This is a genomic window from Marinobacter sp. NP-4(2019), assembly GCF_003994855.1.
GTDB lineage: Bacteria > Pseudomonadota > Gammaproteobacteria > Pseudomonadales > Oleiphilaceae > Marinobacter.
In genome coordinates, this window is record NZ_CP034142.1 from 4,046,815 (window position 1) to 4,066,111 (window position 19,297).

The following is a 19,297-nucleotide window of genomic DNA, read 5'->3' on the forward strand; positions in this document are numbered from 1 at the left end:
CCGTTACCTGTCCATGACTGGTATCCTTGCCATCTTTTCACTTCCGGCATATTCCAATACCAATCCCGGTGACAATTTCCAGGCATGCCTTACCCGCCTCAAGGCCCACGCCATTGACGCCGGGGTAGCGGAAACAACGGCCACCAAAGTGCTTGCGCAGGTAGAGCATCTGGACCGGGTGATCGAACTGGATCGCCGGCAACCGGAGTTCACCACCACCTTCGCCAATTACCTGAACCGTCGGGTCAATGACGACCGGATCAGTACGGGGCGCTCACTGTTACTGGAGCACCGGGAACTGCTGGCCGATGTCACCCGGGAAACCGGGGTGCCCGCCCCGTACCTGCTGGCCTTCTGGGGCCTGGAAACCAACTTCGGCACTTACTTCGGTAAAATGTCGGTACCCAGCTCCCTGGCAACCCTGGCCTGCGATCCTCGCCGGAGCCGCTTCTTTACCGAGCAGTTGACCGCCGCCCTGCAGATTATTGACGAAGGCGCGATCCCCGCCGAACAGATGGAAGGCTCCTGGGCCGGCGCCATGGGTCACGTCCAGTTCATGCCGACAGTGTTCCTGAAACACGCCGTGGACGCCGATGGGGACGGCAAGCGGGACCTGTGGAACAGCCTGCCGGATGCGATGATGTCCGCCGGTAAATTTCTTCAGGACCTGGGTTGGGACAGCGATTATCGCTGGGGGCGCGAAGTGATCCTTCCGGATGGTTTCAACTATGAACTGGCCGACGGCCGGCGACTCACGCTGGACGAATGGAATGCCCTTGGTGTCACCGATGCCTTTGGCGACCCTCTTGCCGACGAACCGATCAAGGCCGCGCTGGTGGTGCCATCTGGCCACCGTGGACCGGCCTTCCTTGCCTATCGGAATTTCAACGTCATCATGGGCTGGAACCGCTCGGAATTCTATGCCATCGCCGTGGGACACCTGGCGGACCGGATCGCCGGTGCCGGCAACTTGCAGAACCCGCCACCGGAAGACCAGCCCAACCTGTCCAGGGCAGACATACTGGCCCTGCAGCAGGCGCTGAATGACAAAGGCTTTGACAGTGGCGAACCCGACGGCATCATGGGGCCCGCCACGCGTTCCGCCATCCGCAGTTTTCAGGCGAGCCACGGCATGGTTGCCGATGGCTACCCGGGAGAGCCTGTCTTTTCCCGACTCGAACTCGATCTCTGATGATGAGAATGTGAGCCCATGGACTCGATAACACAAGCTGCCCTCGGGGCCACCATTGCAGGAACGGTGGCCGGCAGGGCGCTGGGACGTTCAGTTTTGGTGATAGGCGCGGCACTGGGCACCCTTCCGGACCTCGACGTGGTTATCGATTATGGCACCGCCGTGGCCAATTTCACCCAGCATCGGGGATTCACTCACTCGCTGTTTATCCTGGTACCACTCTCTGTCCTGCTGGCATGGGTGCTGTGGCGCTGGAAGCCGGTGATCAGTTACCGACGCTGGTTGCTACTGACCGGATTGATACTGGTTACCCATCCCCTGCTGGACATTTTCACCACCTATGGTACCCAGCTGTTCTGGCCACTGGGGCCGCCCATCGCCCTGCACAGCGTTTTTATCATCGACCCGCTGTATACCCTGCCCTTGCTGTTAGCCATAGCGTGCTTCCTGGTGAATCCGGCGGCACCACGACGCCTGATGGCAGGCCTTGGCGTTTCCACGCTGTATCTCGGGTGGACGTTACTGGCACAACAGATGATCGCCAGCCGGGTCGAGCCGGCACTGGCAGAGGCAGGACTCGGCGATGCACCGCGCATGGTCCAGCCCATGCCGTTCAACACCATCCTCTGGCGTGTCACCGCCATCAGTGATGATCGTCGGGTGGAGATAGTCACCGGCTTCCTCGACGGCGACGCTCCGCTGACCCTTGAGGAGTTTCCCCGGGATCCGGTGCTGGCTGAACAGGCGCAGGCACTGGAAGAAGGACAGCGGCTGGAATGGTTTACCGAAGGATTTCTCCATTACGAACAGGTTGACGGCCTACTGCTGGCTACCGATGTCCGACTGGGGGTGCCCGGCGCGCACCCGTTTACCTTCGTGCTCGCGGTAGACAATGGCAATGGCCTGGAGCCCTACGCCAGTTATCGTCAGGATCGCGCTGTCCTGCGCCGGGAGCTACTGGGTGCCCTGTGGGCCAGATTGACCGGCACAGCACCGGTCCTGTGCCTGGCCAGCCTGGAATTGCCGCCCCCGGGAGAAGGTTGCTCCTGACTATGCGACTTGACCAGTTCATTGCCAGTACAACGCCCTTGTCCCGCAAAGAAGCCAAACGGGTCATCGGGCAGGGGCGCGTGATTGTGGACGGCCAGCCGTGCCGTCAGGTTTCCACCCATATCAGCACCGACGCCAGAGTCACCCTGGACGATGAGTTCCTGGCCCTGCCCGGCGACCGCTACCTGATGCTCAACAAACCCGAAGGCGTGGTAAGCGCAACCACCGACAGCGACCACCCCACGGTTCTGGACCTGTTGCCCGCCAATCTGCGGCAGGACCTGCATATCGCCGGCCGCCTCGACGCGGACACCACCGGATTACTGCTACTGACATCCGATGGCCAGTGGTCTCACCGCGTGACTTCGCCCCGGGTAAAGTGCCCCAAGACCTACAGGGTGACCCTCAGCGATCCGGTGACCGAAACCGCTCTTCAACAATTGCGGGGGGGAATGGAACTCAGGAATGATCCCAGACCCACCAAACCGGCCAAAGTCGTGCGCGTCAGTGATTACGAGATCAAACTGACCATCGCCGAAGGACGTTACCATCAGGTGAAGCGCATGCTGGCCGCCACGGGGAATCGGGTGGAGGCCCTACACCGGCTCAGCATCGGTGCCATCGAACTGGATAGCAGCCTGCCACCCGGTGCGTTCCGGGCGCTGACCGAGGAAGAAATCAACAGCATTCCCTGAAGCTGTTCAGATACGCTCGAACCGCTGGGCCTTCAGATTCTTGCGCACCGCACCCGCCTCGAACACCTCGCCATTCATCGCAATGTAGACGCCTGCCGGTAACAACTGGACCGCCGCCCAGGCAAACCCCAGATTGAAGACCGCATCGCTGCGGCGCATCCTGGCTGGCTGCATAGCTCCCAGAAGCACAATGGTTTTAGTATTAATCGCCGCCAGAGCCTGGGCAGTTTCTGCCATGGTATCGGTACCATGGGTGATCAGAATCTGGGCGCACTCCGATGACGCCACCGTCTGACGTATCAGCTCCCGATCATCATCATTTATCTCAAGGCTATCCTTCCTCATTAACCCGGTGATCTGGTAACCGTCGTGAATATTGGATTCACTCAGTAATTCCGGCAACAGGGAATCACCAACCTCAAACTCACTGTTGGCATCAAAATACACCTTGTCGATGGTGCCACCGGTTGTCACTATCTGAATCACTGGCTGAACCCTCGTGTACCCCTGATTTTCAGTATCAATTCACACCTGCCGTCGATTGCTCACCTGACGCTGTATCAGGCTTTCGGGCAGCGGTATAAGCCGCATTCTTTTCCTGCTCGTACGCCCTCGCCGCCGCTGCCACCTGACCGACAGCCCCGGTGTCCAGCCAGCGCCGAATGCGGCCCGCATCTCCCATCGGCGAGCGGGTACCCAGCGAATCGAGCAACACGGTTACCACCTGCTCACCGTTCATATTGGACATCATGACCAGACAACGCCCAGCCTCCGACAGATAACCGGTTTTACTCAACCCGACTCCCCAGCTGTCCCGGTGCACCAGGGCATTGGTATTGCCAAACGACAGACTGTAACGAGGCTTTCGGAACTGGCCAGTATAGTAACGGGTGGTGGAGTAATCGCCGATCTGCGGGTATTTCGCAGCAGCATTCACCAGCTTGATCAGGTCGGCTGCCGTGGACGTGTTATCCACCGACAACCCGGTTGGATCCACAAAACTCGTGCGGGTCATGCCCAGTTCCAGGGCTTTCTCGTTCATCGCCCGGACAAACGCGTCATAGCCTCCGGGATGGTGACGGGCCAGCGTGTAAGCCGCAAAGTTCTCCGATGACATCAGCGCAACCCGCAACATGTCCGCGCGGCGCATCTCGGACCCCACCCGAATGCGGGTGTATGCATTGGCTGCCGCTGGTATGTGGCGTTCCCTGAATTCCAGCCATTCGTTCAACGGCTCTCCGGATTCCATCACAACCAGGGCCGTCATCAGTTTGGTGATGGAGGCAATCGGCACAATCCTGTCTGCATGCTTGTCGACTACCAGTTCGGTACTGCCGGCATAGGCCGCCGCCGCGTTAACGGAAGCCAGCTGTAGCGATTCCGACCTTTGTTCATGGGCCTGGGCTTTGGACATGGCAAAAGTGAACATCAGGCACATCAGGCCAGACAGGACGCTTCGATACATCAATCTACCTCGGATGAATGTCTTCGATGGTGAAAAAGTGCCGCCTACTATACCAGCGAAATCCGGACAGGGACCCCCTCTCCCCCACGCCAGGATTAATCCTCCTTCACAGTTACGGTGTCCGCTTCCTGCGTGCATCGTCACATTTTTCGCTCATTCGTTTTAAACAGCAAATGCAAAATACTATAAAATAAAGTAAAATTTCTTTTAATTCATAATGTTACACAATATTTACATTTGTTATCACTGTGTAACAGTCACCTTTTAACTAAGCGGCGCACCCCCTGAATGGACCCATTGGCGAACCAGCAAACTGATCCAGGTGCCTTTCCTGCCCATAGTTGGCAGCGTATACCAGGATTGCTCCGGCGCTGGCTGCCCCTCAGCTTTCTGGGTCTTGGTCTGGCATACGGACTGACCATCACCTCAATCCTGTCCGCATCCGTCCATGGACTGGAAAGCATCCTCGGCCATACGGCTTTCACCTTGGCGTGGAAGGCTTTTATTGGCGGTCTACTGACCTTCGCCCTGTTGTTCAACATCAGTATCGTCATTATGCTTCGCCGGCCCGGGTTGGCCTGGTTAAGCGTACTGATGGTCGGAGTCATGCACAGCCAACTGGTCATGGACGGTTTCGGGCTCTGGTTCCTATGGTCCAACTGGCCCCAGTTCAACGCCCTGCTCAGTATCTCCCTGCCGTTGTGCCTGATTGCCCTGTGCCAGTTTACGCCCCACTTCCTAACCATTTCCCGACCGGTCTCATCAATACTTAACGGAGCCAGCCTGGCCGCCCTTGCCCTGGCAATTGTAATGCCCCTGGGCTTCCCCTTTCCGGGACAAGGCTCACTGCTGGTGCTGGCATCCCTGACCGGCCTCTTTATCCTTGCGGTGGTGGCGCGCCAACTCCGACACCATGTCTACGCCCGCTATTACGGCCTGTCGATCCTGGCCATTCTCATCGGTGCCACCGTGTCATCGCTGCGTACCATCGGATGGGTCCCTGTTAACAGTTTGACGGATTCGGCTTTCTTTCTTGGTGCCGCCATGGCATCGCTGGTGCTGACCAGTGGCGTCGGGCGATTATTGCTTGAAGAACGCAAAAAGCGCCTCAGCGCCGATGTCCGCGCTCGTCAGGAGGGGCAGCTCAGGGCCCAGATCGAGAAGGATTACGACCACCTGCTGAAGACTCACCGGGTGACCGGTAAACCCAACCGCGCGATACTGGAAGAGTCTCTCGAGACCCTCAGCAGCAAAAAGATTCCCTACACCCTGTGCCTGGTACGCCTGCAAAGGTTCAACGAAATAGAGCAGACGTTGGGCTATCGCACGGCCGAGGAGTTGTTGAAAACCTACCTGCGCCGCATGAGCCGCTTCCTCGAGCGCACCTTTGACTCCCGCCTGGTGAGGATTAACGGACACGCCCTGGCCAGCATCGACACGGTCAACCACGCCTTTGCCTTTTACCGACAGGATGAGCGTGAGCCCGATCAACACATCATGAACGAGCTGACGGCATGGCTTGGGACACATTTCCGCGAAGGGCGCTTTGCCTTCTCATGGAGTCCATCGGTGGGCATTGCCCATGCCCCGGAACACGGCCCCGATGCTGCAGGCGTCCTGTCTTCCGCCGGTTTCGCCTCGCTCAGTGGTGACCAGCCCCTGTGCGAGTACGACCCATCCATTGCGGAATGGCAGTACCGCCAGCAAATACTGATGCTGGATATTGAGGATGCCCTGACCAATGGCAGTATGTGGCTGGAGTATCAGCCCAAGGTGGGCATTCGTGACGAGCGAACCAGCTCCGTGGAGGCACTGATCCGGTGGCATCATCCCGAGTTTGGCAAGGTTCCTCCGGATCACTGGGTTCCCCTGGCCGAGCAGGTGGGCATGATCCATCCGGTGACGCTATGGGTCATCAACCAGGCCTGCGGTGACTACCAGCGGCTGATCTTGCGTTACGGCAAGAACATCGCAGTCGCCGTTAACATCTCAGCCAAAGACCTGGCCCACCCGCGGTTTGACCATGAGGCGATGGACATCATTGCCCGCCACAACATGCAGCCGCGTGACCTTATCCTGGAAATTACCGAAACCGCGATGATGGCGGATCCAGAATCCGCACGGACCATGATCCACACACTCAGCCAACGGGGCTTCCGCATCGCCCTGGACGACTTCGGCACCGGCCATTCCTCCCTGGGTACGCTGGCCAGTTTTGACCTGGACGAACTCAAGATTGATCGCAGCTTTCTGGAAGACATTCTGGACCATCCGGCCCGCCAGCGTGTTTTTCGCGCCGCCTTGGAGTTGGGCGAAGCGCTGGATCTGGACGTGGTCGTTGAAGGCGTGGAAGACGAAGCTATCGCGGCCTGGCTTCAGCAGTTCCCTGGCCTCCATGGCCAGGGATACTACTGGGGCCGTCCGGAACGGCTCAGGGCAGATCCGTAACCGCACCAAGGGACGCGGAACTGACAGTACGGGCGTACTTCGCCAGCACACCACGGGTAAAGCGTGGTTCCGGGGCTTTCCAGGCCTTGCGCCGCTTCTCCAGCTCGGCCTCTGATATATCCAGCTCAATGCGATTGGTCACCGCGTCGATGGTAATGGTGTCGCCGTCTTCCACCAGGGCAATCGGACCGCCCTCAGCCGCTTCCGGGGTAATATGGCCAACCACAAAGCCGTGACTGCCACCGGAGAACCGGCCATCGGTAATCAGTGCCACATCGCTGCCCAGACCCTTGCCCATGATCGCCGACGTGGGGCTCAGCATTTCACGCATGCCGGGCCCCCCTTTTGGCCCCTCGTAACGGATCACCAGCACATCACCGGCCACCACCGTGCCATCGAGAATCCGCTCCTGGGCCTCCTCCTCGGAATGGAACACCCGTGCGCGGCCGGTAAAGTGGGTGCCCTCCTTACCGGTAATCTTGGCTACCGCCCCCGTTGGCGCCAGGTTGCCAAACAGAATCCGCAGGTGACTGTCGGCCTTGATGGGGTTGTCGAAGGCATGAATGATGTCCTGCCCTTCCGGATACGGCGCCACGTCCGCCAGGTTTTCCGCCAGGGTCTGGCCGGTCACCGTCAGGCAGTCGCCGTGCAGCAGCCCACGCTCCAGTAACATCTTCATCAGCGGCTGGATACCGCCGATGGCGACCAGCTCGGACATCATGTAATGACCGCTGGGGCGCAGATCCGCCAGCACCGGCACCCGCTTACCGATCTCCACGAAATCGTCCAGTGACAGCTCGACCCCCACGGTACTGGCCATGGCCAGCAGGTGCAGCACCGCATTGGTGGAGCCGCCCAGGGCAATCACCACGGTGATGGCGTTCTCGAACGCCTCCCGTGTCATCACATCCGAGGGCTTGATGTCCTTCTCCAGAAGATTCAGCACCGCCGCCCCGGCGGCACGACAATCCTCTGCCTTGGAATCGGACACCGCGTTCTGCGCCGAACTGCCCGGCAGGCTCATGCCCATGGCTTCAATGGCCGATGCCATGGTGTTGGCGGTGTACATACCGCCACAGGAACCCGGCCCCGGTATCGCGGTTTCCTCGATCTGCTTCACCTCGATCAGGTCCAGATCGCCACGGGCGTGGGCGCCTACCGCCTCAAACACCGAGATAATGTCGGTGTGGTTTTCCCCGGGCATGATGGTGCCGCCATAGACAAAGACCGACGGCCGGTTCAGTCGTGCCAGCCCCATGATGCAGCCCGGCATGTTCTTGTCACAGCCGCCGATGGCCACCAGACCATCAAAGCCCTCGCAGCCGGCGGTGGTTTCGATGGAATCGGCAATGACCTCGCGGGATACGAGGGAGTACTTCATGCCCTCGGTACCATTGGCGATGCCGTCGGACACGGTGATAGTGTTGAAAATCAGAGCCTTGCCACCAGCATCGTCAGCTCCGGCGGCCGATTCTTCCGCCAGACGGTTGATGTGCATATTGCAGGGGGTCAGGTTACTCCAGGTCGACGCAATGCCCACCTGGGGTTTGCGGAAATCCTCATCGGTAAAGCCCACGGCCCGCAACATGGCACGGCTGGCGGATTTGCCAAGCCCGTCCACTACCGGGGCCGAGTAACGACGGCGCTTGTCCTCGGTCATCGACGTCTCCTTGCTGGTATCCAAACAATCAAAAACGCCCTGTCCGACTACCAGACAGGGCTCAGTTAATTCAGATTGTCAGAAAAACCCGCTCACAACAACGCCATCAGGCGCGGATCAGCGCATAATCCTTCAGTTCCAGGGACGACATCTGCCGCGCATACTGGGTGGCAAACCCCGGATACATGGTGGCATTGAAGCCATCCTCGGTGAGGTACCAGCTCTTGCAGCCAGAATTCCAGTTGGTCTTCGCCAGCCGCTTCTGGATCTCCCGGTTATGGCGGGCCTGGATGTGGGACTTCACATCCAGCGCCTTGATCTCCAGGGAACGCAGCACCCGCACGGCTTTGAGGATGTACTCAATCTGCGACTCCATATACACCAGCGCCGAGTTATGGCCCGGTCCCGAGTTGGGGCCAAAGATCATGTGCAGGTTGGGGTAACCGGACACATTGATACTCTTGTAGGCCTGGGCTCCGCGCCGCCATTCCTTACCCAGCTCACGACCACCCACCCCCTTGACCGGGAAAGGCGTACCGGCGTTGCTGACATCGAAGCCGGTGGCGAACACAAGGCAGTCGAACTGATGCTCAATGCCCTCGGCGGTACGGATGCCATTCTCGCTGATCCTGGCGATCGGCCAGGTAATCAGCTCGCAGTTATCCGCCTGCAGCGCCGGGTAATAGTCACTGGACATCAACACCCGCTTGCAGCCAATACGGAAATCCGGCTTCAGCTGACGGCGCATCCAGGGATCCTTCACCTGACGGTTCAGGTGCGCCTCGGCCACCTTCTCCACCACCCGCGTCAGCGGCGAATTCCAGACAATACCCAGCGCCACCGACTCATGGCCCAGATACAGTGCCTTGCGCACCGCCGCCTGACTGGCCGGCACCTTGCGGAACAACGCCCGGTTCCAGCCCGGGGTGGCAAAATCCGGCTTCGGCAACACCCAGCCCGGCGTACGCTGAAACACCTTCAGCTTCGACGCCTGCTTCACCAGCTCCGGAATAATCTGCACCGCACTGGCCCCGGTGCCAATCACCGCCACCCGCTTACCGGTAAAATCGTAATCGTGATCCCAACGGGCACTGTGCACCGTGTGGCCCTTGAACGACTCAATACCCTCAATCTTTGGCAGCCCCGGATTCGACAACGGCCCCTGAGCCATCACCACCGAACGTGCCCGGAAAGTACCACCCGTCGCCGTCGACGCCGTCCACACACCCTCTTTCTCGCTGTACTCCAGCCCCGTGACATCCTGATTGAACTTTACCATCCGCCGCAGATTGAACGAATCCGCCAGATAATGAACATACTTCAGAATCTCCCCACTGCCGGAAAAACTCCGCGACCAGTCCGGATTCGGCGCAAACGAAAACGAATACAGATTCGACGGAATATCACAGGCCGCCCCCGGATAGGTATTGTCCCGCCAGGTACCGCCAATCTCATCGGCCCGCTCCAGAATCACCACATCCCGGATACCATCCTGCTGCAACCGCAACGCCGTACCAAGACCACCAAAGCCCGCGCCGACGATCAGCACCTCATGAACATGCACATCCTGCTTAACCGGTTCAGCAGCCGCCTTCCGAGTCGCTTTCTTTCCACGCGGAGCAGTCCTGGCTTTCTCAACAACACTGGTCATAACACTCTCTCACTTTCAAACAGCGGCCCCTCTCCAATGCCGAAAGGCGAGGGCTGGGGGTTCCTTTTCTGCAGGGACAAAGGTGTCTGAGCGCAGCGAGTTCTTTTCCCGAAAGAAAAGGCCCCCCAGCCCTTGCCATGCTCCGCAGCTCAGGGCCAACAAAGTCAGGCCGTCGTACGCCAGGTCAGCCCGCGAACCCAGGTGGGCACCGGCCCCACCACTCGACTGGGGATATAACCGGTCAACTTCACCAACGCATCCACCGGCAGGTGATAAGGGTGCGACCGGTTCACCACCATCTTCCCGTGGTGACTGATAATCTGGAACCAGGGATTACGACGCCCTTCCACCGTACGCCCGCCAATCCGCTCATACTTGTTCATCGCCTCATACAGGCGCTCTTCCTTCAGCCCCATGGCGACAATGTTGTCCCGCATCTTGTTCAGCAGCGGCGCATAGGCCAGCACACCAAGAATCAGCTTGGGATTGGCCACCGTACCAATCGCCTTCACCGCCAACTGATGCATCCTGCCGCGCCCCAGCATCTCCATAACATGGAAATCCACACCCAGATGGCGCGCCTCATCGGCGTTGATCTTCTCGAATACCTCATGGCACAGGGGATCGTCCACCTCCTCCAGCAGGAACTTCAGCAATGCGCCGTCCAGGGCAATCTCCAGCATCGGAATCACCGAACCCAACACCTCCAGCGGCATGTCATCGCTGTAGCGATCCAGCCACTCGATGGTCAGCCGCAGATTGATGTTCGGCTCCGGCAACTCATCCCCGTCCAGCATGCCCCACCGGCGCATCAGCGCCATCTCGGCGTTGGCGTGGCGCTGCTCCTCGGCGTGGAAATAGGTGTAGATCTCCCGCAGAGTATCGGTCGGGGCCTTCTTGGCCATCGCCGCAAATCCCCGGGCGCCCACGTGCTCGATCCACATCAGGTCCGACATGAACGCTTTGAGCTTGGGCCACTGCTCCGGGCTGATCTTGTCCGCGCCCGGCGCGTCCCAGTCGATATCAGCCAGGGCCCACTGGCTGCCCTTGATTTTTTCGAGCATTTTGTCGAGATCAATATTGGCCACGAGCCGTCTCCCTTCGGATTGTCTGTTCAGTGCAGCCGGCTGACGCCAAATCGGTTGATCAGCCCGGTTCCCAGGGCATAAGTGCGCGGAATCAGACGCTTGGCACGCCAGATCATACGCGCATCGAACTGCGGCATAACGTAGAGGTCGCCCCGGTCCAGGGCATTCAGGGCGTCGTTCACCACCCGCTCAGGCGGCATACCGAAACGGTCCATCAGGCGGTCAAACAGCTTTGATGACTCGCCGACAATGCGACCGTTGGCCTTGATGTTGGTTTTCACCAACGTGGGGCACAGGGCGGTCACCGAGACACCGGAACCGGCCAGCTCCGCCGCCATGGTTTCGGTCAGCGCCAGTGCGCCGGCCTTGGTGACATTGTAGGCTCCCATGAGCGGAGCCGCCGAGAAGCTGGCGGTGGACGCCACATTGATGATGCCGCCGTGGCCAAGTTGCTTCAGTTTCGGGGTAAACACATGGCAGCCGTGAATCACCCCCCACAGGTTGATCCCCAGCGTCCATTTCCAGTCCGCCATTGGGGCTTCCCCTACGGGCTTGCCACCGACACCGACACCGGCATTATTGATGACCAGGCTGACCGGCTCGGGCAACACCCGCTCGGCCTCCTCGGCCAGTGCTTCCACCTGATTGAGCTTGCTGACGTCGCATTTGAACGCCCAGGCCTGACCGCCCAGCTCGTCGACCAGCGCCACGGTTTCCTCGGCGGTTGCCAGGTTAATGTCCGAGCACAGAACGGAACCGCCCCGGCGGGCGATTTCCAGTGCAAAGGCGCGGCCAATACCACTACCGGCACCGGTTACGACCGCAGCGGCGCCACGGCTGGGTTTGTTGGGCAAACGACTTCCGAACATGGAATACCTACACTTCAATTAACAGTGAATGATCAACCCACGATAAAGTGAACGCTTGTTCGGATTCAATTCGGAAAAAATTATGGCCAGAAAACCTGTTCAGCAACGCGCCAAAGCCACCGTGGACGCCATTGTCGAAGCCGGATTCATCGCCATGGCCGAGCGTGGGCCTGCCGCCACAACAACCCGGCAAATTGCTGATATTGCTGGGGTTGGCGTGGGGTCCCTGTATGAATACTTCGAGAACAAGGAAGAGATCTTCCAGGTGATGAGCGAGCGCTTCGTGGCCGACACTATTGCCATGATCCAGCCGCTGATCCCGACCATTGTTCGGAAACCGATAAAGGAGGCCGTGCTGGATTTACTCGGACACTTCCGGGACTTCCTCCAGGCCGACAACGAGCGTTATCTCAAATGCGCACGCTACGCCATGGCGCTGGACTTTGAACAACACGTGGAACCACTGCAGAAAACCCTGTCGGAACTGGTGACCCAGTACCTGATGCATCACCCGGAAACACTGAAGATCCGCAACATCCCGACCATGAGCTACATCATGATCAATGGCGGTATCTATTCCGTGGTGCGGCACCTGTGTGATCCGGCACCGCCCATCACTTTCGATGAGCTGGCGGGAGGCCTGGCGGATATGGTGAGCCATTACACCGAGCGTGAGATGGCTCTTGTTGCGCCAGAGCGCCATTGATCAGCCAGTCGCCCGAACCAGCCGCAATGGCGCGTGGGTGAGACGGGCACCATTCAGTTGGTGAACACGGGCCCAAAACCCATATTCCAGATCAGGACCGACCCGACACGGGTAGACACCAGAATAACCAGTGCCACCGTCAGCAGCGCACCGCCGTACATCACCGCGCGCTCCTTCTCGATTCCCATCACGATGGGTAGCCCGTCGTACATCAGCCAGGCGCCGTAACAGGCAGCGACAAGGAATACGATGGCGTTGAACCAGGGCACCGGGTACAACAGGGCAAATCCCGCCAGGAACAACGGGGTGCAGGAGTATGCTGCCAGGGCAATACCATTGGAGGGCACATGCTCTTCCACGGCCCCGTATGTCCTGGCCATCCAGTTGATCGCGTAACCCAGTGCAAACACACCCACCAGCATGGCCAGATAGGTCAGGATACTGAGCTGCATGGCGCTGATTTCCGTCAGTTTGATCAGGCGATCGTTACCCACGGTCCAGCCAAAGTGCGCAGTAGAGACGTAGGCGCAGATCGGCGCGATAGCGGCGAGGACCAGTACGTAAGCAACGTAGAGTCTTCTGGGAGGCGCATGTTCCTTGCGGATTTCTGCCCACTCACTGTCCGGGTGGGTAAACAGTCCAAACGCATGATTCAGGAGCATAGCTCGACCCCCTTGGGTTGGTATTGTTGTTTGTATACGTAATTACGTCCTGTCCGCATGAGCAGATCAGGCCCTGCCTGTACTTAACTATAGTCAAGAATTGCAGAAGGAAAAGCCGCAGGGGTATGAAATTCAGATGGTTTCCGGCACCAGGCGCTGCAACTGGGGGAGAGTTGGCAGGGCTTCGAACGCACCGTAATGCATGGCAGCGAATGCGCCGCACCGGGCGGAGAATGCCAGTGCCGCTTCAATGTTGCCCGGTTTTTCCAGCCAGTCGTTGAAGGCCATGCTGTCAGCAACCTGCCTGCCAAGTCCATACAGTAAACCAGCAACGAATGAATCACCGGCCGCCGTGGTATCCTTCGCCTCAACCGTCGGTGGCTGTACTATGACTTTCCGGCCCGGACTGTAGGCCTGTAGCGGCCCCGCTCCGTCCGAAACCAGCAAGAGCCGAACGCCCTCTTTCAACAGGTCGCCTGAGAGGTCGGCCCCTTCGCCGAACAGCGCCTCCAGTTCCTCACGACTGAATTTGACAATATCCGCCATACCCGCGGCCTTCAGGATATGTGGCGCCGGCACTTCGCCATCAGGCCAGAGTGCTTGCCGGTAGTTCACATCAAAACTGACCAGGCAACCGTGCTCCCTGGCCCGCCGCATCATTGCAAAGGTGGTCTGCCGGATGTCTGGCGCAGTCAGGGTGTTTGAGCAAACATGGATAATACGGCTGCTCTCCAGCAATTCATCCGGACACATTGCGGACTCATAGAGCAGGTCCGCCGTCCCGGTTCGGTAAAACGCAAAGCTGCGCTCACCCTTATGGTCGAGGGTGACAAAGGCCAGCGCCGTCATCGCCTTCGCGGTCTGGCGAGTGTGCGACACATCAACGCCGTATTCGCTCAGGGCGCTCACAATGTCGTTACCAAACACGTCCGCCCCCACCTGCCCGACAAAACCAGAACTACCGCCGAGCCTGGCGACGCCAACGGCTACATTGGCCGGGGCACCACCGGGCTGCGGAATATACCGTCGCCGTCCCGACACTGTTTCACCGCGCATATCAATCAGTGCCTCACCAAAACAGAGCACATCCGTCACGTTGGTTCTCCTCAGAGTATTTTCCCGGTTGCCGGTTATGGACAACTCTCCCGCACCAGCAGGCAGGTTGGCAGCAGCACGTTCCGGTCTTCCTTCTCGCCCAGGAAAATCTGAGCGGCGGTACGACCTTTCTCGGCACTTTGTTGGTACATGGTTGTCAGTGAGGGATGCAGGTTGGCCCCTTCCGGAATGCCGTCAAAGCCGACAATGCGCACGTCTTCCGGCACCTTCAGCCCCATCTGCAGGGCCACCTGGATGGCTGCCAGGGCGATCCGGTCACTCATGCATAACATCAGGTCAGGGCGCGGCATGCTGGTGAGTGCTTCGCGGGCGGCCTGATAGGCATCCTGGTGAGTGTTGGTGGGCGTGGACCAGATCCTGTCCGATGACACCTTGTGGCCAGCCGCTTCCAGCGCATCCAGGTAGCCACGGAGCCGACGCACGGAAATGGCCCGTGTTTCGTTGAACAACTCCTGGTCACGAATGCGGCAGACCCGATCGGTATCCACCAGCCTCAACCCCATAATGGCCACGTTTGTCGGTGGCTGTTTGAGCGCATGCTCGGCAATGCATCGGGCCCCTTCGTAGTTGTCTATGTTGACCCAGGTACATCCCTCCAGATCAAAGTCAACGGCCACCATCTGCTTGCCATGCTGCAACAGGCGCTCGTAGGTTCGCCCCTTTTTCAGCCAGCCATAAACAATGAAGCCATCCACCATCGCTTCCTGCACCCGGCTACGGTGTTCATCGTTTTCCTGGCTGGACAACAACAGCATGTTCATTTGCCGCTGGTCGAAAACCTCCGCCAGGCCATGGAGGAACTCGCTGGCCACAGGATCAGTCAGGCTGTAGGCCAGATTGTCCGCCAGCATGACCCCGACATTACCGGTGCGTCCGGTTCTCAGGCTGCGGGCGGCGGCGTTAGGGCCCAGGTAGCCATGGCGCTTGCATTCCTCCAGGATCCAACGGCGGCGGGCCTCCGACAGTTGGTCCGGCCGGTTGAAGGCGTTTGAGATAGTGGCGGTGGACACATTGAGCTTCTCGGCCATCAGCTTGACGGTCAACCGCTTTGGCCGGTTATTCCGGTTTGTTGTTTCCATTACTTACAGGCCCATGCATCAGTTACTTGCGGCTTGCTGCACCGAATCGTCTTCCATATGCAGCCTCACGCGCGGCAGGCTGTGACCGTCGGTATCGAAAACGTGCAAACGTTCAGGTTCGGCGTCCAGGGCAACCCTTTGGCCCGCCCTGATCTGACAGGGCACCGATTCACGAACCACCACCAGATCGTTCATACCGGGCATTTCCAGATAGACATAAGCCTCGTTGCCCAGATACTCCACATTCACCACTTCCAGGTCTGCATTCGGCCCCGATGGCGAGAGCCGGATATGCTCGGGTCTCAGCCCGACAGTCATCGCGGCGCCCTCTGCCACGTGAGAGGCATCCCGCTCTACCGTTACCGTTCCCATGCCACAAACCTCAACGTCTACGGATCGGCCCGGGTTTGTAGCCTTTATGGAAGCAGGAATCAGGTTCATTTTCGGTGAGCCGATGAATCCCGCCACAAACAGACTTGCTGGTGTTTCGTATAGTTCGTAGGGCGTGCCAACCTGCTCGATATGGCCACCGTTCAGCACGACAATCTTGTCGGCCAGGGTCATGGCTTCGACCTGGTCGTGGGTTACATAGATCATGGTGGATTGCAGCCGGTCATGCAGCTTCGCAATTTCCGTGCGCATTTGCACACGCAGGCTGGCATCGAGGTTGGACAGGGGTTCATCGAACAACATGATTTTCGGTTCCCGGGCCATGGCCCGGCCAATGGCTACCCGCTGGCGCTGGCCGCCGGACAGTTCACGGGGTTTGCGCTGCAGCAGGCTGGTGAGCTGGAGTACCTCCGCTGTCTTTTCCACCCACTCCCGGACCCTGCCCTTGTTGGCCTTGTCCAGTTTCAGCCCGAAGGCAATGTTTTCGTACACCGACATATGCGGGTACAGCGCGTAGGACTGGAACACCATGCCCACGCCCCGCTCCTTCGGAGACAGGTCGGTGACCACTTCACCGGCGATCTCGATATCCCCGGCCGTGGGTTCTTCCAGCCCGGCGATAAGACGCAGCAGTGTGGATTTGCCGCAGCCCGAGGGGCCGACAAAAACCACAAATTCACCGTCTTCAACCCGCAGGTCCACGCTGGGAATGATTTCAATGTTGCCAAAGGTCTTGTTGATTTTTTTCAGTTCCACACAAGCCATGGTGGAGACTCCTCTGTTGGGCCCGGCCTACGGACCGGGCCCGGATGTTTTACGTTTCCGCGAAAAATGCCTGATACGGTGGCAGCACCAGTTCGTCGCCGTCCAGATAGCCATGGAAGCCATGACCTTCCAGTGGCCGGGAAGTCCTGCAGGGCAATGGCAGTCGTAGTTCACTACCGGTCAGGTTCAGTGCCACCAGCAGGGACTGCTCGCTGGTTTCCCGGGTCCAGCACAGGGCATCCCCCGTATCGTCAAGAACGGTCAGGTCGCCACGAATCAACGCAGGCTGCTGCTGGCGCCAGTGGATCAGCTTGCGCACTGCGTTGAGCGTGGAGTTGGGGTCCGCCTCCTGTAGGCCGACAGCGAACTCCAGATGGTCTTGGTCCACGGGCAGCCAGGGTTTCCCTGAGGTAAACCCACCGTTGGGCAGTGGCTCCCACACGATCGGTGTGCGGCATCCGTCGCGGCCGCGGAATTCCGGCCAGAAACTGATGCCGTAGGGGTCCTGCAGTTCCTCGTAGGGAACCGACGCTTCCGGAAGACCGAGCTCTTCACCCTGATACAGGGATACACTGCCCCGCAAGGACAGCAACAATGCCATCAGCACACGCGGATAGAGCCGCAGGTCCTCGCCACCATCAGCCCAGCGGGAAACCACCCGCACCACGTCATGGTTGCTCAGGGCCCAGCAGGGCCAGCCATCACCAAGCCCCTGCTGATAGCTTCGCACCACTTCCCGCACATAGCCCGGGCCATGGCGATCAGACAACAGGTCGAATGAATACGCCATATGAAGGCGATCATCGCCGGCGGTATATTCCGCCATCCGCTCCAGGGGTTTATCGTCGCCGATTTCCCCCACCAGGGTGGTGTCCGGGTACTCGTCCATCAGCGCCCTCAGGTCGTTGAGGAAACCAATGTTCTCCGGCTGGCTCAGGTCATTCACATGGCGCTGGTAGGTGTAGGGGTTCACCCCCTTGGCCACAAACGTCTTGGTTTCCCCGGCCGGCACCGCCGGGTTGTCCGCCAGGCTCTGGTTGTGGAAATAGAAGTTGACGGTGTCCAGCCGGAAACCGTCCACCCCCAGCTCCAGCCAGAAGCGCATGTTATCCAGATTGGCCTGGCGCACCTCCGGATTATGGAAGTTGAGGTCCGGCTGGCTCGCCAGGAAATTGTGCAGATAATACTGCCCGCGCCGGGTATCCCAGGCCCAGGCACTGCCACCGAAGATCGACAGCCAGTTGTTGGGCGGCGTGCCGTCCGGCTTGGGGTCGGCCCAGACAAACCAGTCCGCCTTGGGGTTATCGCGGCTGCGGCGGCTTTCCTCGAACCAGGGGTGGGCATCCGAGGTGTGACTGATGACCTGGTCGATGATGACCTTCAGGTTCAGGCGATGGGCCTCGCTGACCAGTGCCCGGAAATCCTCCATGGTGCCGAACAGGGGATCCACACCCCGATAGTCGGACACATCGTAGCCAAAGTCCTTCATCGGCGAGGTAAAGAACGGCGACAGCCAGATGGCATCCACCCCCAGCGATGCCACATAGGACAGCTTTTCAGTTGCCCCCTTGAGGTCACCAACGCCATCCCCGTTGCTGTCCATGAAACTGCGGGGATAGATCTGGTAGATAATGCCCCCCTTCCACCAGGGCTGTGACTGGCTCATACACATAACTCCTCGGTTAACCTTTGACCGCGCCCGCCGTCAGGCCGGACACAATTCGACGTTGGAAAATCAGTACCAGGACCACCAGTGGCACGGTGACAATCACCGACGCTGCCATCAGGTGCCCCCAGGGCAATTCGTGCTGGGACCCGCCGGTAATCAGGGCAATGGCCACCGGAACCGTGCGTTGGTCGTCTGTCAGCGTGAAGGTCAGCGCAAACAGGAACTCGTTCCAGGCGGCGATAAACGCCAGCAGTCCGGTGGTGGCCATGGCGGGTCCCATCAACGGGATGAACACTTTGAACAGGGTGACCACCGGTGACGCGCCATCCACAATGGCGGCCTCTTCCAGCTCTTTCGGCAGCTGGCGCATGAAGGTGGTCAATACCCAGACGGTGAACGGCAGGGTAAAAATGGTGTAGGAGAACACCAGGGACAACGGATCGTTGTAGAGGTTGAACGCCCGTATCACCTCGAAGAGGCCGGACAACACCGCCACCTGGGGAAACATGGAAACTCCCAGCACAATCATCAGCACCGTTCCCCGGCCGCGGAAATGCACCCGCCCAAGGGCGTAGGCCGCGGTGAGGCCAAACACCATGGCAATGGCGACGGCGGAGGTTGCAACCAGGATGGAATTCCAGATGCTGGATACGAACGAACTCTGCCCCAGCACTGCCTGGTAGTTCTCGAAATTGAAGGTGGTGATCCAGTAATCAATGTTGAACAGCTCGGAGCCGCTCTTGAACGACGTCAGGATCGCGTAATAGAAGGGGAACACCGTGAACAGCATGA

17 protein-coding genes are annotated in these 19,297 nt (G+C 59.3%); 5 read left to right on the top strand and 12 right to left on the bottom strand.

All coding sequences use genetic code 11. The annotated features are described in order from the left end of the window. Positions 1 to 13: 13 nt before the first annotated feature. From EHN06_RS18480 to EHN06_RS18490, 3 genes are read left to right on the top strand one after another with little or no spacing between them, the layout of a single operon-like run. Complete coding sequence (locus EHN06_RS18480) at positions 14 to 1,192, top strand: lytic murein transglycosylase (RefSeq protein ID WP_127333954.1); 1,179 nt, start codon at positions 14 to 16, stop codon at positions 1,190 to 1,192. 18 nt (positions 1,193 to 1,210) lie between these two features. After that, positions 1,211 to 2,242 carry a metal-dependent hydrolase gene (locus EHN06_RS18485; protein ID WP_127333955.1) on the top strand — a complete coding sequence of 344 codons (1,032 nt, stop codon included), beginning with the start codon at positions 1,211 to 1,213 and terminating at the stop codon, positions 2,240 to 2,242. A gap of 2 nt (positions 2,243 to 2,244) precedes the next feature. Beyond that, on the top strand, positions 2,245 to 2,937 hold the full coding sequence (locus EHN06_RS18490; RefSeq protein WP_127333956.1) for a pseudouridine synthase: 693 nt from the start codon (positions 2,245 to 2,247) through the stop codon (positions 2,935 to 2,937). Between the two features lie 6 nt (positions 2,938 to 2,943). On the opposite strand, the gene EHN06_RS18495 is transcribed toward EHN06_RS18490, so the two are convergent. Beyond that, a complete protein-coding gene (locus EHN06_RS18495; RefSeq protein ID WP_127333957.1) occupies positions 2,944 to 3,423 on the bottom strand; it encodes an asparaginase domain-containing protein in 480 nt (159 codons plus the stop codon). Between the two features lie 34 nt (positions 3,424 to 3,457). Next, entirely contained in the window at positions 3,458 to 4,402 is a 945-nt protein-coding gene (gene pbpG, locus EHN06_RS18500) for a D-alanyl-D-alanine endopeptidase (RefSeq protein ID WP_127333958.1), read from the bottom strand. A gap of 288 nt (positions 4,403 to 4,690) precedes the next feature. Between pbpG and EHN06_RS18505 the strand changes: the two genes are divergently transcribed. Continuing rightward, positions 4,691 to 6,850: a putative bifunctional diguanylate cyclase/phosphodiesterase gene (locus EHN06_RS18505; RefSeq protein WP_127333959.1), complete on the top strand. Its 2,160-nt coding sequence runs from the start codon at positions 4,691 to 4,693 to the stop codon at positions 6,848 to 6,850. Here EHN06_RS18505 and ilvD read toward each other — a convergent pair. From ilvD to EHN06_RS18525, 4 genes are all read right to left on the bottom strand, one after another. Then, entirely contained in the window at positions 6,834 to 8,510 is a 1,677-nt protein-coding gene (gene ilvD / locus EHN06_RS18510; RefSeq protein ID WP_127333960.1) for a dihydroxy-acid dehydratase, read from the bottom strand. The genes EHN06_RS18505 and ilvD overlap by 17 nt on opposite strands. A 106-nt stretch (positions 8,511 to 8,616) precedes the next feature. Then, positions 8,617 to 10,161, bottom strand: a complete 1,545-nt coding sequence (locus tag EHN06_RS18515) for a flavin-containing monooxygenase (RefSeq protein ID WP_127333961.1) — start codon at positions 10,159 to 10,161, stop codon at positions 8,617 to 8,619. Between the two features lie 164 nt (positions 10,162 to 10,325). Further along, positions 10,326 to 11,249 (bottom strand): ferritin-like domain-containing protein, encoded by a 924-nt coding sequence (locus tag EHN06_RS18520; RefSeq protein ID WP_206075685.1) that lies wholly within the window; start codon positions 11,247 to 11,249, stop codon positions 10,326 to 10,328. Positions 11,250 to 11,275: 26 nt separating this feature from the next. Next, a complete protein-coding gene (locus tag EHN06_RS18525) occupies positions 11,276 to 12,103 on the bottom strand; it encodes an SDR family NAD(P)-dependent oxidoreductase (RefSeq protein ID WP_228257353.1) in 828 nt (275 codons plus the stop codon). A gap of 97 nt (positions 12,104 to 12,200) precedes the next feature. Here EHN06_RS18525 and EHN06_RS18530 point away from each other — a divergent pair, with 97 nt between their 5' ends. Next, positions 12,201 to 12,824, top strand: coding sequence for a TetR/AcrR family transcriptional regulator (locus tag EHN06_RS18530; protein ID WP_127333963.1), 624 nt, complete (start codon positions 12,201 to 12,203; stop codon positions 12,822 to 12,824). A gap of 53 nt (positions 12,825 to 12,877) precedes the next feature. Here EHN06_RS18530 and EHN06_RS18535 read toward each other — a convergent pair whose 3' ends face one another. The 6 genes from EHN06_RS18535 to EHN06_RS18560 all read right to left on the bottom strand — a co-directional run bounded on the left by EHN06_RS18535 (position 12,878) and on the right by EHN06_RS18560 (position 19,295). After that, positions 12,878 to 13,486, bottom strand: coding sequence for a Yip1 family protein (locus EHN06_RS18535; protein WP_127333964.1), 609 nt, complete (start codon positions 13,484 to 13,486; stop codon positions 12,878 to 12,880). Positions 13,487 to 13,618: 132 nt separating this feature from the next. Next, entirely contained in the window at positions 13,619 to 14,581 is a 963-nt protein-coding gene (locus EHN06_RS18540; protein ID WP_127333965.1) for a carbohydrate kinase family protein, read from the bottom strand. 35 nt (positions 14,582 to 14,616) lie between these two features. Beyond that, positions 14,617 to 15,681, bottom strand: a complete 1,065-nt coding sequence (locus EHN06_RS18545; RefSeq protein WP_127333966.1) for a LacI family DNA-binding transcriptional regulator — start codon at positions 15,679 to 15,681, stop codon at positions 14,617 to 14,619. Positions 15,682 to 15,699: 18 nt separating this feature from the next. Beyond that, the gene (locus EHN06_RS18550; protein ID WP_127333967.1) at positions 15,700 to 16,836 is read right to left on the bottom strand and encodes an ABC transporter ATP-binding protein; all 1,137 of its coding nucleotides are present in this window, start codon (positions 16,834 to 16,836) and stop codon (positions 15,700 to 15,702) included. Positions 16,837 to 16,885: 49 nt separating this feature from the next. Continuing rightward, complete coding sequence (locus EHN06_RS18555; RefSeq protein ID WP_127333968.1) at positions 16,886 to 18,502, bottom strand: alpha-amylase family glycosyl hydrolase; 1,617 nt, start codon at positions 18,500 to 18,502, stop codon at positions 16,886 to 16,888. A gap of 16 nt (positions 18,503 to 18,518) precedes the next feature. Next, on the bottom strand, positions 18,519 to 19,295 hold the full coding sequence (locus EHN06_RS18560; RefSeq protein ID WP_416332567.1) for a carbohydrate ABC transporter permease: 777 nt from the start codon (positions 19,293 to 19,295) through the stop codon (positions 18,519 to 18,521). Positions 19,296 to 19,297 lie beyond the last annotated feature (2 nt).

Excerpts from the sequence above, each read along its gene's own strand:
- EHN06_RS18480 (WP_127333954.1), top strand. The coding sequence starts at position 14 with ATGACTGGTATCCTTGCCATCTTTTCACTTCCGGCATATTCCAATACC.
- EHN06_RS18485 (WP_127333955.1), top strand. The coding sequence starts at position 1,211 with ATGGACTCGATAACACAAGCTGCCCTCGGGGCCACCATTGCAGGAACG.
- EHN06_RS18490 (WP_127333956.1), top strand. The coding sequence starts at position 2,245 with ATGCGACTTGACCAGTTCATTGCCAGTACAACGCCCTTGTCCCGCAAA.
- pbpG (WP_127333958.1), bottom strand. The coding sequence starts at position 4,402 with ATGTATCGAAGCGTCCTGTCTGGCCTGATGTGCCTGATGTTCACTTTT.
- EHN06_RS18505 (WP_127333959.1), top strand. The coding sequence starts at position 4,691 with ATGGACCCATTGGCGAACCAGCAAACTGATCCAGGTGCCTTTCCTGCC.
- ilvD (WP_127333960.1), bottom strand. The coding sequence starts at position 8,510 with ATGACCGAGGACAAGCGCCGTCGTTACTCGGCCCCGGTAGTGGACGGG.
- EHN06_RS18515 (WP_127333961.1), bottom strand. The coding sequence starts at position 10,161 with ATGACCAGTGTTGTTGAGAAAGCCAGGACTGCTCCGCGTGGAAAGAAA.
- EHN06_RS18530 (WP_127333963.1), top strand. The coding sequence starts at position 12,201 with ATGGCCAGAAAACCTGTTCAGCAACGCGCCAAAGCCACCGTGGACGCC.
- EHN06_RS18535 (WP_127333964.1), bottom strand. The coding sequence starts at position 13,486 with ATGCTCCTGAATCATGCGTTTGGACTGTTTACCCACCCGGACAGTGAG.
- EHN06_RS18545 (WP_127333966.1), bottom strand. The coding sequence starts at position 15,681 with ATGGAAACAACAAACCGGAATAACCGGCCAAAGCGGTTGACCGTCAAG.
- EHN06_RS18550 (WP_127333967.1), bottom strand. The coding sequence starts at position 16,836 with ATGGCTTGTGTGGAACTGAAAAAAATCAACAAGACCTTTGGCAACATT.
- EHN06_RS18555 (WP_127333968.1), bottom strand. The coding sequence starts at position 18,502 with ATGAGCCAGTCACAGCCCTGGTGGAAGGGGGGCATTATCTACCAGATC.
- EHN06_RS18560 (WP_416332567.1), bottom strand. The coding sequence starts at position 19,295 with ATGCTGTTCACGGTGTTCCCCTTCTATTACGCGATCCTGACGTCGTTC.